Below are 16014 nucleotides of genomic sequence, written 5' to 3' on the forward strand. Positions count from 1 at the left end.
ATGAGGGGGCTGGTTCGAGGTTCTTATTTGATGTTTCTCTCAAGGGCTAGGTTGCTTTGTAGGACAAAATTTGCATGGTTTGAGTGAGATAAGTCACCTATACTTATAATAGGAGGGGTGTATTTGGGAGAAAAATCATGGAACTAAGTATTTTTTTAGCCCAAGTCGTCGGTTGGTACTTTGTGATAGCGAGTCTTTGCACTTTGCTAAGGCTTGATGCTACAAAAGCTATTATGGAGGATATTTTAGCGCAACGAGCATTGTTATTTTTCATTGCCATTGTGACTTTGATTTTAGGTTTAATGATGGTCGTAAGTCATAATGTTTGGGTAATGGGTTGGCCGGTGATTATTACTATCATTGGTTGGCTAGTGCTCATAGGGGGGATTGTTCGATTATTCTGCCCCGACACAATAATGAAGATTTGGCAATGGTGGTTGAGGAATCCAACTTATTTGATAGTCGTTACGGTGATATCTCTTCTAATCGGCGTTTATTTACTTTATAGGGCTTATTTCGGTTAATTGCAGTTAAGCAAGCAGAAAAAATCGGTGCCAATACTAGGTGCACGGGGAAGTATACGCCTTGAAATCTCTTCATACAACGAAAAGACTTCAAGACGTCATAAAAAAGCTCTTCAATTTTAGAAGTAAAGCTTACTTACTAAGGCCTCCAAAATTGACGTTATTTGACGTCATCCGGTTAGTTTTTAGTTTTTATTCTTCCACTTTGACTTCAATACGTTTTTCCAGGCCTACTTTTTTCTTAGGTATAGTTATTTCCAGTACGCCGTGTTTACATTTTGCGCGAATTTTGCTCTCATCAGCTGTTTCTGGCAAACTGAAGCGGCGATAAAATTGCCCTTCAGAACGTTCTATACGAGAGTAATTTCCCTTGGTTTCTTTTTTTTCAAAATGCCGTTCACCTTGAATGGTTAGGATATTATTTTCAAGGGAAACGTGCATATCCTCTTTCTTTACTCCTGGTATATCAGCGAGTACCAGAAAATGATCTTTTTCTTCTTTAATATCAACTGCAGGAGCCCACGCACCTGTATCAACAAATGAGTAATCTTCAGGATGACTCTTGAAAAAGCTCTCTAACAAATTATTAAAATCCCTAGTCAAAGTACCTAAGTCTCTGGTCAATGGGAACTCACGTTTGATAAGGTTCATTTTTTTCCTCCTGTTATTAATTTCCATAATCTATGCCATGGTGGTTATTTTGAAAATTTCAAGAGGGGTTTTGCGGTATTACCCCGAAATTAGCTCTAACGGGGATAGGATCATGTCAAACTCCCCTGTAGATTTAACTACAACCTCCGATGTTTTGTATGCAACAGGTAAAACAGCAATCGCTCTCAAAGCATAATTTAGGGTTATAAATTTGTCAAAAAGGGAAGAAACGATGCTAACCCAAACCGTATATGAGTTAGATATGCTCTATTTAAACAGGATCCCCTGAAACCATCCACGCTTTTCTGAGGTTGAGGTTACAGACCGATCTGGAGTTGCATTCTTGCTTGGCGATGTCCAAAAAAAAGAAGACAACGAGGAAAGTGTGCCGGTTACTTTTCCCAATAAAGAAACATCCATTTGTTGCACAACAATAGGTATTGTTTTGTCAGTTACAAGCTCAGGTTCTTTTACCTCTGATAGCTTTGTTAAAATTTGATTAAAATTCCCCGGTCCTTTGCTCGCGTGGGATAATAAATCGAGTAATTTTTCTTGTTGATTGTGTTCCAGATAGAGTCCTACTAAGCGCGTGCGGTTGGCTATAAAAATTTCAAAATGCTGTGGTAGCCATGTGCTCATGCTGTGCTCTGATTTCATCCGTTGCAGCAATACCTCAAATAGATCATCAATCGTTTTCCTTGTGTCTAACTCAGTCGAATTTGGGGTTTGCCAATCATATATCGCAAGCCCATCAACAAGTATTTGCAGAGAAGTTAAGTCAGCATTTCCCTTCACACGACGTAATAAGCTTTCTAATCCCTCTTTTAATGCAGACGTAGGCTGGATGGAGAACACTTCCTCAATGGAAGAGTTTGAAGAACTTGGTTCTTGTAAAATGATGCTTGCTGAATGGTCTTGCGAGTTGTCTTTAGTGAAAGGTATCACATATTTGGGTTTTTTTGGTTCAAACCAGGTTTCCCAGCCATAAAAAAAAGTGCGCTTTAACCAAATGCGGAAATTGCACAGGAATCCCGTGATGTTAGCTAGAGAAGATTCAAATTCAGCTTCTTGTAAAGCTTGTTGCACCATTCTGGTATTGTCACTGTCTTCATCCATACTGGGCAACCCCAAAGAACACACAAAAATGAGCGCTTGATAATCACCTTTCTGGCCAAACTGACTTACGATTCGATCGGCGTTGAATGTCAGTAGGGATGCACTAATTTTTTCATTGAGTAATTTAGGATGTTTAATAAATACCTCAAATAAAATTTTTCGTGTGCTCATGGCAATCTCAGAGCGGTTCAAAAGCCATGCTGTAGTCTGGAGTTGTTTACTACCCAGGGTTCGGTTGCCCAATTCAAGGTGATTAAGATAATGATTTAGGCATTGTTCCAGTGCCTCTGCTTTGCCGTGATAATGTATGAGAAAATAATCAATTGATTTTATCTGTTCAATGTCTTTCGCTAAAACCGCAATCAAAGGGTTCATGGTGATAGTGGTGTCAGTGAATTGAATAGGAGTCTCATCCTTGACTAACAGCATTTTCTTAAAAATTTTTGTGAATGTCTGACGATAACTTTGCTGTGTTGCACTATCCGTTTGCCCGGTTAGCAGAGGAATATGCTTTTGCATGCGCTTGATATTTAAGTGACCATCATCATAGAAAATTGAACAGTCAGCAAATAAAGCACTGCTACGCAAATAATCACTCGTGGCTTTACCAATTTTTTCACGAAGCGAATCAAATTTTTCTCCTTCGCTCAGCCTAATGAGTAATTGAATCGTCCGTGAAGTTAAGGGCTTTTTTTGCTCAAGAATTTTATCAGTCAAATCTTGGATAAATTGTATAGAAATATCTTCGGACTGCCCTCCATAGAAATACAAGTGACAGGCATAATTTAGATGCGCTTCATCACAAAGCATAATTAAATTTTTAGCTGTCGTTGTTGGTAATTGATCAAGGTTTTGAATCAATGTTAGCAAGTGGGCGTTTCTTTTAGGCTCAGATAATTGTAAAAGTTGACTTAGGACGACATGGGGTTGCAGTTTGATTAAAGCAACGAGAGGTTTGGCAACGTTTGGCATGTTTGCAGAATGGATTAACCAGTATTTGATGAATGCAGTATTTTTTTCTCCTACTCGCTGTAAAATGGGCTCCATATAAGAAGTATTTAACCGATGAAAATGTCTAACAGAGCATAATAGAGTGGCTGCTGCTTCAGGTTGTAGTTCCTTCATGGCTTCAGGTGGTATTGCTGCAAGATCAAGCTGATTTACCATTGACTGTAGCCGAAAATCAAAGCGGTCCTCGAACTCAGCTTGGTTTTCAAGAAAATTTTCACCAGGAAGTTGATCTAAATAATCTTTTCGACTTAATAAATGTGCTGCAAACAAAGCTTTAGTAGTGATATCTGTAATGTTCTTTTGTAAAGGAATTAGCTCATTAGGTGGGAATCGGCATTCATTGAGCAAAGTAAGTAAAGTCAGCTTGGCTGAGTTATTTTCTGTAATGGCCTTGAGATGCTTTCCCTGCCCCAGAGTTAGCCGCAATAAAGCCAGTTGATCAAGAGACTGGTCCTTCATTTTCTCCTGTAACCATGGCCATGAAAAACCAAGAGCAATATTTTGTAACAAGCCATTATCCATTACTTGTGTAGCAAGGATGTGCTCAAAGAGCCATTGTGATTTGTTTTCCGTTAGCGGTTTATTTTGAGACAGTTGTTGACATAATTCTCCTAGTAAATGGTGATTAAAAATATGAGATAATAATTTTTCAAGAAACGGTTGGCTTTTTAAGTTTTTATCTTCAGTATGTTCTAACCAAGTCAAAAAATAGGTGATTAAAACCGTTTTGTCGTGGCTCAAGAAGGATAATAGGCAAAGCCAATGATAATACACAGCGGGTTGATCTTTATTTACTTCCTGATGAAATTTTTCCATAAGCTTATAATAAGCCAATCCCTTTGTTTCCTTAGAAAAAAAATCAAAGCAGTAATTAATATTTTGTTGGGCTTCGATGGTAATTTCATCCTTAGGCGTGTGTTGTGATATGACTTCTTGCCATTGCATAAGCATGCTAAATATTGAGGCATCAGCACAGAAATAGACATGAGCTTCTTGACCTTGACTATGCCAACTTGTTAGTTCTGGTACAGGCTTAATTTGAAATAGCAGGCGTTGAGAGATGATCAAGTTTTCGCATTCACTTGCGGTTAGATTAGCAAATTGCTTAAGTGAGAATTGCACTAAAAAAGGTTTCTCGCTATTTTCTTTACCGGCGGATTCAAGACCAAATGCTGAGATGAGGATATTGTTCAGTGCTTTTTGAAATTGCAAACCAAAGCCTGCATGAATAATTTGTTGCAAAAGCTCTTCATGTTGGACAGGCTCGTTAAGCGCAAAATGGATAATGTGTGCTAATAAGTCTGGGCTTAATTTTTTTAATAACCCTTGGGTTTTGCTGCGTTCCAAATATAATTTTTCTAGCACATAGAGTAACTCCTTGGCGAGGAGTTCATTTTTTTTATCCACAAAAACGGGCAAATAAGAATTTAGGATAGCAGCCATGCTTTCCTGATCGGTTTTTACAAAGGATTGTTTCAGATTGGTTAGTCGGGCGATATCTTGCTTATCATTATTGAAACTAAACCCCAAAATAGTTATACGCATTGTGTGCGTAGTCAATGTGTTTTCGATCTCTCGTAGTTTTTCAATTTCTGGAAGAAACCAATCCATTTCCAAATGATTGGTAAACGTTTTTGGTAACAACAATTCTTGCAATTGGGATTCGTCTAAACATGCTTCCTTTGCTTGTATGACGAACAGGAGCAAGTTGGTTAGGTTAGGTTTGTGAGCGAATGCAGCTGCATCGCGCTGAAGTTTTAGGTTGTTCAAAGGTTGCAGGTATAACTCCCGTATAAGTGTCTGCAACGAAGTCGTTTTTACCAGATTTTTTAAATCTTGATAAGCACTTCTTAGTTCCATTTGTTTCCTGTGAAGCTGTGCCATTTGCAGAGAGAATTCCATATGCGGAAATTTCCCCAGTAGTTCTTTAATGAATTCATCACTTAAGCTATTTGTTAGCGGTGAAAATAAACCATATTGCAAAAGCCAGTTTCTAAACCCTCTATCTTCGAATACCTTTAGTTTGCCAAACCCTATCTGCAACAATTTTGCAAATTCTATGACAGGTATCAGTTGTTGCGATTTGAACCACTGCTGATGTGCTAGTAAGGCAGTACTTATTAATTTGACCTCTACTTCTCGTAAATGATTAATTTTTCCATTTATGATTCTGCCCATGTAGGAATTAGGCTTGAACAATTGTATTAACCTAGAATCTGAGAAATGTTCCATGACTTGTAGATGCAGCTGGTAATTTTGGATACAAACCTTAATTTTTTGGTAATGAGAGTCATCAACGTTTTTTATCGATTGCGCATAGTCAACGAGTAGATTGAATAAACGATTAAGTTGAGTTTCGGCAAGAGAGTCAAGATTTTTTTGCAACAATAAAGGGATAATTATTTGCTGATAAAGCTCCGTTTGTTCAATCACTGTTTGGTCACTGGGATGAGATCGTAAATATCCAATAACTTCTAAAACTCCCTCAGAAATTAAGGGCAAACGTTGAACCCATCTTGCACTCGTTAGGATTTGAGAAGCTACTTCCTGAGTAGCAGATAAAGGCTCATAAAAGGCATTCAATTCATTAACTTGGTTCCACAATTCAAAATGGGCTTTTATTGTCTCCCTGATAATATCTGGTTCTAAAGCTTGCACGAGTCGGGGGTTACAATTACAGCCTAACCAAGGATTTAGAGCACCTTGTTGTAACAAAGTATATAGTAGTCCTCGTTGTTCTATTGCCATGTCCAAAGTGGGGTTACGTAAGTAAGCACCTATCCCCTGACTAAGATAAAGGCTCTTCTCGATAACGAGCATGAGCTTGGCTTTATTTTTTTCATTTATTGTGTAATTAGCGAAGGCGGCAAGGGTTTGGGAATCAATGTTCATGGTCTCGAACCACTGAGCGAGAGGTATATTTTTCTCCTCAAGATAGGCAAAGATAGCATCAACAAAAGCCGTTTTGGCGGACACAGGACTGTAGCTGTCTAAAATTCTCAGTATCTGTTTCCCCGAGCTTAAGTCAGCAAGAAGTGTATTGCGTTCAGCTTTACCAAGTTCGGCTAGTCCCATGGGGTTCCTAGCCAATAAATCAACGAAAACGAATCGTGTCTTACTCTTTGTATAAATACTATATAGAGTCGATACAGGTAGAGCCCGAGCTAAGGTCATCAGTGATGACCATTGGACATCACTGATGGTAGGGCGTTGTAATAGTTCAACTGCTAATTGTTGCTGATTCTGAGAAGTTAATGTCTCAAACAATATTGTAAACTGATCATCGTTCATGTCAGTAGGAGGTGAACTTAGCAATTGCTTAATGAATCTTTGATAACTACCATCATTAATTAAATTTGCCGGTAGTCGCTGATTTGTATATTCGAGTAAGATCTTGGTTAATGGATGCCGTCCTATTGTTTTCACGTCAACCTCTTTTAACCAGATTAAGGCGCACTCGGCAAAGCTTTCGCTTGCTAAAAATTTATGCGCCCAGTGAAGATTATGCCCTGTCAAACAGGATAAGGTATTAAGTACGAGTTGTTCTAGCTCTTGGCAGTATTGTGAGTCTCTGCTGCTTTCTTTGTTTTGTTTGAGCAAGTCTGTGATTAAGTTTAAATGTTTTAGAACGAGTGTTACATCCGCCTCTTTGTTCACATTTATGCTAGGAAGACTTAATAATGTTATATTGATTAACAATAAGGCAGATCCCTGCAAGTTTTGTGGTCGGATGAGTTTTTGTACTTGGGTGATGAAATGATGTTTGTCCTCAGGTGGAAGTGTAATCACATGCCGGAAGAGCGCTATGAAATGCACTGGCGCTGCTTCGTCAGACACTAACTGCAAGAAGATTGTATGAAAGTGAGGTTTTAAATCCTCATGTTGATAAATAGCATCCAATAAAGATTGGTTCAGAGGTAAAGAGATAATCAGGGAACCATAATTTAATTCTGCACATTGTTTGTTAGTGATAAGTTGATTAAACCAGGCAGGAAATCTATCAATGATATCAGTTGCTTTGGTTTCTCTAACAAGCCAGCATAATTCCTCTTCAGTGAAAAGAGAAATGAGAGACTCCAAATTGGGTAAATTGAGAATAAATTGTGTAGTTTTATCAATCAATATAGGGTTGTTATTGCTGTCTTTAATTTGAGCTATTAGGCTCTTTATCAGCGCTAACGTTTGCTCTTTGTCTTTGTTTTTTAAATAAATTGCAACTTTTTCCCAATTGCTTTTAGTGTTTTCGGATAAGGATTTAGTCAAAATTTTGGCTAGATAATCAACTTGTATTTGTTCCAGAGTACTGGTTTCAATCTGGGTTAAATATTGAGCACTAAGATGAGCATCCTGACTTTCGCAGACATTGATGGCCAGTTTCGCCAACAAAGGATCAAAACAATGTGTTAAGGTAAGTTGCGTTGTTAATAAAGTGACGCAATGATTTTCATCATAACTATCTGATTTGGCTTGTAATAGACGCCAACAGGCCTGTTTTAAATACGTGTAATTTTTCTTGCCTTGTTCATTCAAGGTTTCTTGAGCTGCTTCAAGATTGATGAAAATGGTTTGTAATTTTTTGGGAGAAGATTGGTAGTGGCTAAGTAAATTAAACGCAATTTTTTCTGCCTTCTGTGAATCTAAAACGATGAGATTTAAAAGACGATTGGCCCTTAATTTTAAATCAGTGGATGCGTTGTTAACCAAATAACCTTGCAGTAGTGATGGAGTAAAATCTTGAAATAGTGAGGAACGAGAACATAAGATTTGAAAGCTCTCCGGGTTTTCAAGCAAATGAGTGGCTAATAGTCCGGAGTTTTCCCATCCAACCCACTGATGAATCGGAGCGTGTTCATCAAGCGCAAGTTGTAATCTGTAGCAGAAATGGCACAGAAGTGGATCCAAGGTAGTAGCGTAATCGCGATCGGTTTTTTCTTTATCAAGTAGTTGGAAGATTAAGGTTATTAAATTTTTATCATCAATAAACGGCATTAATTTGTCTAGAAATGCCTGATTAATCATCGGAGTATTTAGTAATAGATAAAGGAGCTGAGGTTGTCTGTCCGTTTCTTTCAGTAATTCTACAAAACATTGAAGATCACTCTCAGATGCATTTTGACGCATAGCATATAAATAGAGAGCCAATAATTCCCCGCTAAAAAAACATCTTAACAAAGATAACTGCTCTGGAAGTCGCAGCATTTTTAGTAATTCTTGACAAGGACTCAACAACATCGTCTTTGAGAATTGTTCCGCAAATAGGACGTTTAACCATTGATAACGAAGCTGGGTGTTATCCTTAAAATTGCTAAAAATTATTTTTAGTGAGTCACTGATTATCTCCTCAGGAAGTAATTTAAGCGTTTGTGCTAAGCTCGCGAGATGATCTGGGGTGAGAGAAAGGCTAATTTTTTTACACAATACCCTAAAATAAACAGAGGACAAGGGTTCGATCTCTTGGCGAAGTACTTGTTTTAAAGCCAAAATATGACCGCAGAAAGTGATCAGTTGCTTCTCATTTAGAGTCGATAGACAAGTCTCAGTTAATCCGTTATCACGCGACTTGCTCTTAGCGATATAATTGATAGTGATGGTCTTGTCTTCATCATCGATCGCTTGGATGCAGCTTAAAATTTTTGTTCTGTCGTAAGACATATCATACAACGTATCCAGAAAGCAGATTACCTCGGCCAAATTTTTCTTGGTGTATCTAATGTAATATTTTTTAAAATAAGGAATGAGCTCATTTGTGGGTAAATTGGCAAAAACGGTCGCTAGGGATGTCGTTGCTGTCGCTTTAAAAGCAGAGTCGCTTAAGTCATATTTGTTCGGGTTTTCGAGCAGTTCAATGATTAAATCTTTTTGCTGACTTGGGTTTGTTTGCACCAACAAACGCTTCATCAACAAGATGTTAGCAAGCTCACTATTCCCCGTGACTAATTGCTCATATTCCGTTTTTGAACTGGTAGCTCGAACAGTTAAGGCCATGGCTAGAACATCATATTTGTTCAAATAACTTTGCCGGCGTTCCGTAAATCGCGTATGCTTTTCTCTTCCATCTGATGCGTAAGTAGCAGCCATTGCTCTTAGCTGAAAAGTAAGATTAACGAGCTGATCGGTAGTTAGCATCAAGGTTAGATAGTTCATGTTCTCACTAGAACAAGTTGTTGGTGAGAGTACAATGCTGCTGGCAAGTTTCCCCAGATGACTACTGGCAATATTCTTGCTGCTGCGCTTTGAAAGGATGTAAGCTATTAGGGATGCAAGCCAGGGAGGATTGTCCTGTGCTGTCTCCAATAAACGTTCGTATAAGCGTTCTCGCTGTGTATTGGGAAGATGAGTTAACAGCGTCGTCATAATATCATCGTTCTGATTGTGGTGTTCAATCCATAAGATGATGGAAGATAAGATCCCCTGCCATAAATGTTGCTTTTCAATAAGGCAAATTTCGAGGTCATTGAGTATTGCTTTAATTTTCTCCTGATGCGAGTTGTCTAGTGCATGAAGCAATAATTCACCAAGAATTCTCGCTTTTAATTGCGTATGATCCTCAGTGTTTTCTTCTTCCTTAAGCAATGTGAATAAGATTGATAATTTATCTATAGCTTGCTGCTCAACGAGCTTATCGATAACGCTGTTTAGGGTATCGAAGCCAGGTCTTTCTTGATTAAATAATTCACGAGCTTTGAGAAAGGATATGTTAGATAAGAATTCTGTCTCAAAATGATTGCCCATTGCTGACTCCTTGTCTTGCAATAGACCTCTTGCATAACGGTATCTTTTATTTTATTGCTGCGTTATCAATGTTTCTGCGTGCGCATTTACTTTATGTAAACTCCGCTCCTCAAAACATTGATGTCTTGCACTCAAATAAAATCTACCGGTTATGCAAGAGGTCTAATAACCAACGACAGTCAAGCTATCTTTGTCTTGGTTCCAATCCTTTGGTCACATCAGCATAACTGCTTGAGAAAAAATTTCAATATTTGTGTTATTTTTGCCAAAAATGGGGTGAAAATAGAATAAGGAGAGAAAATATTTCCAAGCGGCCGGCGAGCATCGAAAAAATGAGTATCCATTTGCTTGCTTGGTTAAGATCAGCAAAATTATCACTGATAGTGCCTAACCCAGCACCAGCATTTGCGATACTGGCAGTGATCGCCGAAAAAGAAGTTACAAAATCGTTACCAATAGCCATAAACAGTACCATCAAAGCCAAAAAAAGAGCAATAAACACAGAGATGAAACTCCACATGGACTCTAACACTGGCTCCGGTAAACTGTGTTTGCCGAATTTAATTGGGATTAATGCATGAGGATGGAGCAAGCGGACAATCTCACGTTTGCTTTGCTTATAAATAAGCAGAGCACGAATAACTTTTACCCCCCCACACGTTGAACCTGCGCAACCACCAACAATCGCCAACAACATAAGCAATATCGGCACATAAGTGGGCCAGGTGCTAAAAGGAGCAGACACAAATCCCGTGGTGGTCGCTAAAGAAATCACATTAAAAAGACTTTTAACCAGTGCATGAGGATTGGCCTCAAAAAACTCGTAGAATACAAGAGAAATAGTTATCACAAGACTTGCCAAAAAAAGGAAGGCAAGGTAGAAACGGAACTCTTCATCTTGCCAATAAGGTCTAAGACTCTTTTTCTTAAGGGCTAGAAAATGCAGCGCGAAATTTGTTCCACCGAGGAGCATGAAAAAACAGGCTATTAATTCAATCGTGTCACTTTGGTAATAGGCAAAACTGGCATCATGCATTGAGAATCCACCAGTGGAAACCGTTGCAAAACTTTCGCCCAAGGCATCAAACCAATCCATTCCTGCGGCCCAATAACTAAACCAACATAACACAGTCAGCAGTAAATAAAGAAACCACAATGCCTTTGCAGTTTGTGCAATTCTTGGGGTTAATTTGCTATCTTTCATTGGGCCTGGGGTTTCTGCTCTAAAAAGTTGCATGCCCCCGACCCCTAACATAGGTAAAATAGCCACGGCTAAAACAACAATTCCCATGCCGCCTAGAAATTGAAGCTGTTGACGATAAAACAATACCGCATGAGGAAAATCTTCAATATGGCGAATGATAGTTGCACCGGTGGTTGTAAAACCAGAAACAGACTCAAAGATAGCATCAGTAATGCTGTGATCATGCTGCTTGATTGCAAAGATAAAGGGTAAAGAGGCATAAAGACAAAGAACAAACCAAAACAATACTACAAGAAGAAAACCATCGCGAATTTTGAGTTCATGATGCTGCTGTCTAAAGCTGAACCATAAGATAACCCCGGTGGCAAATGTGCAGGTGAAAGCAGCCAGAAAAGGCAGCCAAAACTGCTCATGAAAGATTAGATTTATAATAAGTGGAGTGAGCATGCTCACACTAAACATCATTAGAAGAAGACCTAAAAGACGAAGAATCGTTTTAATTTGCATTTTTTAACTCATGAACGTCAAATTGACTTGGAATAAGGATTCAACTTGACGCACATATCGCCTTTTTAATAACAACAATATGACATGGTCACCTGATTCTATCACTAATTGTGGTTCAGGCATGATTAACTTTTCTTCCCTTATTACTGCCGCGATGAAACTGCTAGGGGGCAATTCAATTTCTGAGAGTTGGCGACCAACGACTTGCGAGGTTAAATGATCCCCATGCGTTATCAACTCAATGGCTTCTGCTTCATCGTTTTGCAGGCGGTGCACCTTAACCATGTTTCCTCGCCGTAGTTTAGTAAGAATACTACCGATGGTAATTAATTGCGGGGAAATGGCATGATCAATATTGCTATCCTCAATTAAATCAACGTATGCATTACGGTTTACTAGGGAAATGACGTGCCGTGCGCCTAAGCGTTTGGCTTGCAGGCAAGACATAATATTGGCTTCGTCATCATTCGTTACCGCGCAAAAAACATCTGTAAATTCAATATTCTCATTGAGTAGTAAGTCGCGATCAGCAATATCCCCTTGCAAGACTGTGCCCTTGTGAAGCTGAGAGGCAAGATCGCTGGCGCGAGATAAATTGTGATCAATGACCTTGATACGATATTTTTCTTCCAAAGTTTGTGCAAGCTTTGAACCGATATGACCACCACCGGCAATCATGATTCGACGATTGGGGTGAGTGTAACGACCTAAAGCAATTAAAACCTGTTGTATGGCATGAGGGGAGGCAATAAAGAGAACATCGTCACCAATGACAATCTCACAATGTTCATCGGGTTCGATGGCCACCTTGTCACGAAAGATAGCCACAACACGTGCTTCAATAGGTGCTAAATGCTCATATAGCTGCTGAATTGTTTTACCAACCATGATGCCACCTGGCTGCGGTTTAATGGTTGCTAATAGCACCTGTCCGTCCGCAAATTCGAGAAGTTGCCTCACTCCTGGATAATCAATCAAGTTTTCGATATGTTCAGTGACCAATTTTTCAGGGCTAATGCAAACATCTACTGGTACATGCTCGTTACAAAATAATTGCGGATAGTCGTAATAATCACGCGAGCGAATGCGCGCGATTTTAGTTGGTGTTCTAAACAGACTATAAGCAATCTGACAGCCCATCATATTGATTTCATCGCTGTTGGTGACTGCTATCAGCATATCCGCTTGTTCAATACCTGCTTCAATCAAAATATTAGGATGCGCCGCTGAGCCGTGAACAGTACGAATATCCAATCGGTGCTGTAACTCGCGTAAGCGTTCTTCATTTAAATCAACCAGGGTAATGTCATTGTCTTCGCGAGCCAAACTACGGGCGAGGGTACCTCCCACTTGTCCTGCCCCTAAAATGACTATTCTCATGACATCAATACCCCCTCATAAACAAAAGTAGCTGGTCCTTTCAAGTAAATAGGCCCCTCCATATCAGGCCAGTGAACAATCAGCTTACCGCCGGATAAACTTACTTCAATCTCTGGGTGCAGCTGATAATAAAGCCTGCCGACGGCGGCAGCAGCTACAGCTCCACTACCGCAAGCTTTCGTTTCTCCACAGCCTCTTTCATAAACACGCAACCGAATATGATGTTTATCCATTAATTGCATAAAGCCAGCATTGGTTTGTTCAGGAAATAATCGATGCTCACTGATTTCTTTTCCCAGATGTGGTACATCCATGATATCCACATTGTCAACGAGGCTTACTGCATGCGGATTGCCGACACTAAGCGCATGAATAAGATGGCTGGAGCCATCTGCAAGCGTTAATTCATATAAAGAGGAGCGCTCCTGAACGAGCAAAGGAATATCGGCAGGATTCAAATTAGGATATCCCATATCCACAGTAACAGTATCATCTGGATTAATTTCCAGACGCATTTGTGTACTCATCGTTGCAACAGAAATGATTTTTTGTTGCGTCAAACCATAATGACTAAGGAAGCGTGCAAGACAACGCGCTCCATTGCCGCATTGTCCAACTTCTTGACCATCCGCATTAAAAATTCGATAAAAAAAATCAATGTCTTTATTTTTGCTAGGTTCAATAATTAAACATTGATCAAAGCCTATTCCCGTATCACGTTTAGCCAACTCAGCAATTTTGGTTGCTGGCAAATTAATCTTTTGGTTTACGGCATCGATAACCATAAAATCGTTACCTAAGCCGTGCATTTTTGTAAATCGGATAGTCATTTCCAACTCATTTAGTGGCTGTGGTTGACTTTTTTTGCGGTTGTGTATGGTCTGGCAGATATAGAGGTCCTTTCTGCCCACAAGACGATAACGTCAATACAGCGATTGTAAGTAGCAATAATCCACGCATAGTTAACACGGTTTTTTAGCAAATTATTATAAGTATATGGGTGGCATATATTTAAAACAACTAGGCGTTGCTAATGCAATCCCGGACCTCTAAAAACGTTCGAGTTGGTTGATTCGGTGGTGGCATTTATATCTTTGGTCTTCGCCTGTTCAAAGGAGGCTGCCATAACCTTATAAGCTGTAGCACCCGAACCAGGTATGGCGGTTATTTTAGAATGTGCAGCGATTTTTTCTAAATCACCTTTAGTTAAATAAATAGCTCCATTCTGAGCCCTTTTCATGATACCTTGTCCGGAAGTCAGACTATGAACGCCATATTCATTTAGCAATTTTTTAGCGAAAAGCTGTGCTTCAGCATCTGAATTAAACTGAATTTTCATGGCTGTAGCATCATGTCCAGCGGTATGAGCTCTCCTGTTATCAACCATGCTGACCTTTACATTCGTATCTAAATTTCCTAATACATGTTTTACGGCATACTTAACGATTAAGTCTGCCGCTTCTTTCCTTTTATTAGAATCAAAGCTCTGCATGCATTCATCCAAAGCTGTTTTTCCAGCTTCTATTAACGGGATTGATCCTTGACGCAGTTGATTTTCTATTACTTGTACAGGCAATTTTGCATTTGATTGAAGTGGAGCGCTTTCTTTTAAACTATCTACTGAGGGAGTGCTTCCAATAGGGGATTGAGTATGTTGGGTTTTTACAGCTCCCCATTTAGACGTTGATGGTGGAGGTGAGTGATGGGGTGTTAGAGGTGGAGGTATCTGCTGATGTGGAGGGGCGGGTGGTTTTGCTGAACTAGTCACCACGGATTGGGGTATTTTAACAAAATCAAAATGTTGAGGATTTTGATCTTTATTTTGAATATATAAAAAATTGGATACTTGACCTAATTGCTCTTCCAACGCTTTAGGATGCCCATTAAATTTACCTGGATGATTTGGATCTGCGCCTTTACCCTGGTTATAAGCATGACCACCGTTTTTTAGCGGTTTATCGCGATCGTCATAAGCCCCTCCTCCAGGCACATGATCTGAGCCTGGATTACAAATGGTAATTTCTTTTCCAGATTGAACCCTTTGTCTTCCTAAAGTAAGCATATCTGTATCACTTAAGGTAATGGATTTTTGTGAGGTGGATTTAGACATCACATCTTCAATTAATTTAAAGTCGTCAGTCTCGCCCCTTGCTCCATTGGGAATAGAAAGATGAATCTCATCTATATTTTGAAAAGAGGGGCTATTGGCTGCCTCTATCATCGTTTCTGCTATAATGCGTTTTGCCTGTTGTCTTTCTGAGGGTGGCAAATCCTCTAAATAAGCGCCAGCTCCAATTAAAGGGGTAATAATATCAACTTTTTTTCCAGTCCGCTTTGCTTCCTCATTTGCGGCAAAAAAGTATCGTGTCCACACTTTTTTCATTTCCGCTCTAAAAGCGTCATCATTCAAATTACCGTCTGCTTTGACGAAATCTTTATAATCTTGGGGATTTTCTGGGACACCACTTGGTTTTCTTCTTAAATTAGGGGTACAGGTAGTTAACATAGTGACACCGACCGGAGCATTTGGGTCAAAGTTCCCAGAACTGTCAGCAATATAATGGGCTTTACTGGCTATTACTCTTTCTCTGGTTTTATATCGTTCGGCAGGTGGGATAGCATACCCTTCTTTTCGAGATAATGTGGTTCTGATATCTTGTTCTGGTAGAGAACTATAAACCCTTACCCCTGCACTTCTATCCTGATCAGTTAATTGTCTTAAATTCGCATTGGTTTGAAAAGCGTCATAGGACTTTTTACGTGCATTAACATCTGTGCTTAAATTGAATGAAGATAGGGTCGTGAAATCAGTGGAACTTTGTTGCGACCCTATGGTTTTAAATTTGGCCATTACAAAAACTCGGATTAACAAATATAGTATAGCAAATC

The 16014-nt window shown here is 39.3% G+C and carries 8 protein-coding genes; 1 reads left to right on the forward strand and 7 read right to left on the reverse strand.

Annotated features, from left to right (window positions below; translation table 11 throughout):
- The first annotated feature begins 137 nt into the window (after positions 1-137).
- Entirely contained in the window at positions 138-524 is a 387-nt protein-coding gene (locus tag CKV79_RS01395) for a hypothetical protein (protein ID WP_028373320.1), read from the forward strand.
- A gap of 192 nt (positions 525-716) precedes the next feature.
- On the opposite strand, the gene CKV79_RS01400 is transcribed toward CKV79_RS01395, so the two are convergent.
- The 7 genes from CKV79_RS01400 to CKV79_RS01430 form a co-directional block, all read right to left on the reverse strand.
- On the reverse strand, positions 717-1202 hold the full coding sequence (locus CKV79_RS01400; protein WP_331712963.1) for an Hsp20/alpha crystallin family protein: 486 nt from the start codon (positions 1200-1202) through the stop codon (positions 717-719).
- 240 nt (positions 1203-1442) lie between these two features.
- A complete protein-coding gene (locus CKV79_RS01405; RefSeq protein WP_028373322.1) occupies positions 1443-10034 on the reverse strand; it encodes a hypothetical protein in 8592 nt (2863 codons plus the stop codon).
- Between the two features lie 256 nt (positions 10035-10290).
- Entirely contained in the window at positions 10291-11745 is a 1455-nt protein-coding gene (locus CKV79_RS01410) for a TrkH family potassium uptake protein (protein ID WP_028373323.1), read from the reverse strand.
- A 3-nt stretch (positions 11746-11748) separates the two neighbouring features.
- Positions 11749-13125 (reverse strand): Trk system potassium transporter TrkA, encoded by a 1377-nt coding sequence (gene trkA / locus CKV79_RS01415; RefSeq protein WP_028373324.1) that lies wholly within the window; start codon positions 13123-13125, stop codon positions 11749-11751.
- Positions 13122-13955 carry a diaminopimelate epimerase gene (gene dapF, locus CKV79_RS01420; RefSeq protein ID WP_028373325.1) on the reverse strand — a complete coding sequence of 278 codons (834 nt, stop codon included), beginning with the start codon at positions 13953-13955 and terminating at the stop codon, positions 13122-13124. The genes trkA and dapF overlap by 4 nt, the downstream gene beginning before the upstream one ends.
- A 7-nt stretch (positions 13956-13962) precedes the next feature.
- A complete protein-coding gene (lptM, locus tag CKV79_RS14100; protein WP_081778075.1) occupies positions 13963-14085 on the reverse strand; it encodes an LPS translocon maturation chaperone LptM in 123 nt (40 codons plus the stop codon).
- A 70-nt stretch (positions 14086-14155) separates the two neighbouring features.
- Entirely contained in the window at positions 14156-15976 is a 1821-nt protein-coding gene (locus CKV79_RS01430; RefSeq protein ID WP_028373326.1) for a hypothetical protein, read from the reverse strand.
- Between the last annotated feature and the right edge of the window lie 38 nt (positions 15977-16014).

Source organism: Legionella lansingensis (assembly GCF_900187355.1).
In the GTDB taxonomy this organism is placed as follows: Bacteria; Pseudomonadota; Gammaproteobacteria; order Legionellales; family Legionellaceae; genus Tatlockia; species Tatlockia lansingensis.

Bases quoted from the DNA above. Each gene is read 5' to 3' on its own strand.
- CKV79_RS01395 (WP_028373320.1), top strand. From the start codon at position 138: ATGGAACTAAGTATTTTTTTAGCCCAAGTCGTCGGTTGGTACTTTGTG.
- CKV79_RS01400 (WP_331712963.1), bottom strand. From the start codon at position 1,202: ATGGAAATTAATAACAGGAGGAAAAAAATGAACCTTATCAAACGTGAG.
- CKV79_RS01405 (WP_028373322.1), bottom strand. From the start codon at position 10,034: ATGGGCAATCATTTTGAGACAGAATTCTTATCTAACATATCCTTTCTC.
- CKV79_RS01410 (WP_028373323.1), bottom strand. From the start codon at position 11,745: ATGCAAATTAAAACGATTCTTCGTCTTTTAGGTCTTCTTCTAATGATG.
- trkA (WP_028373324.1), bottom strand. From the start codon at position 13,125: ATGAGAATAGTCATTTTAGGGGCAGGACAAGTGGGAGGTACCCTCGCC.
- dapF (WP_028373325.1), bottom strand. From the start codon at position 13,955: ATGACTATCCGATTTACAAAAATGCACGGCTTAGGTAACGATTTTATG.
- lptM (WP_081778075.1), bottom strand. From the start codon at position 14,085: ATGCGTGGATTATTGCTACTTACAATCGCTGTATTGACGTTATCGTCT.
- CKV79_RS01430 (WP_028373326.1), bottom strand. From the start codon at position 15,976: ATGGCCAAATTTAAAACCATAGGGTCGCAACAAAGTTCCACTGATTTC.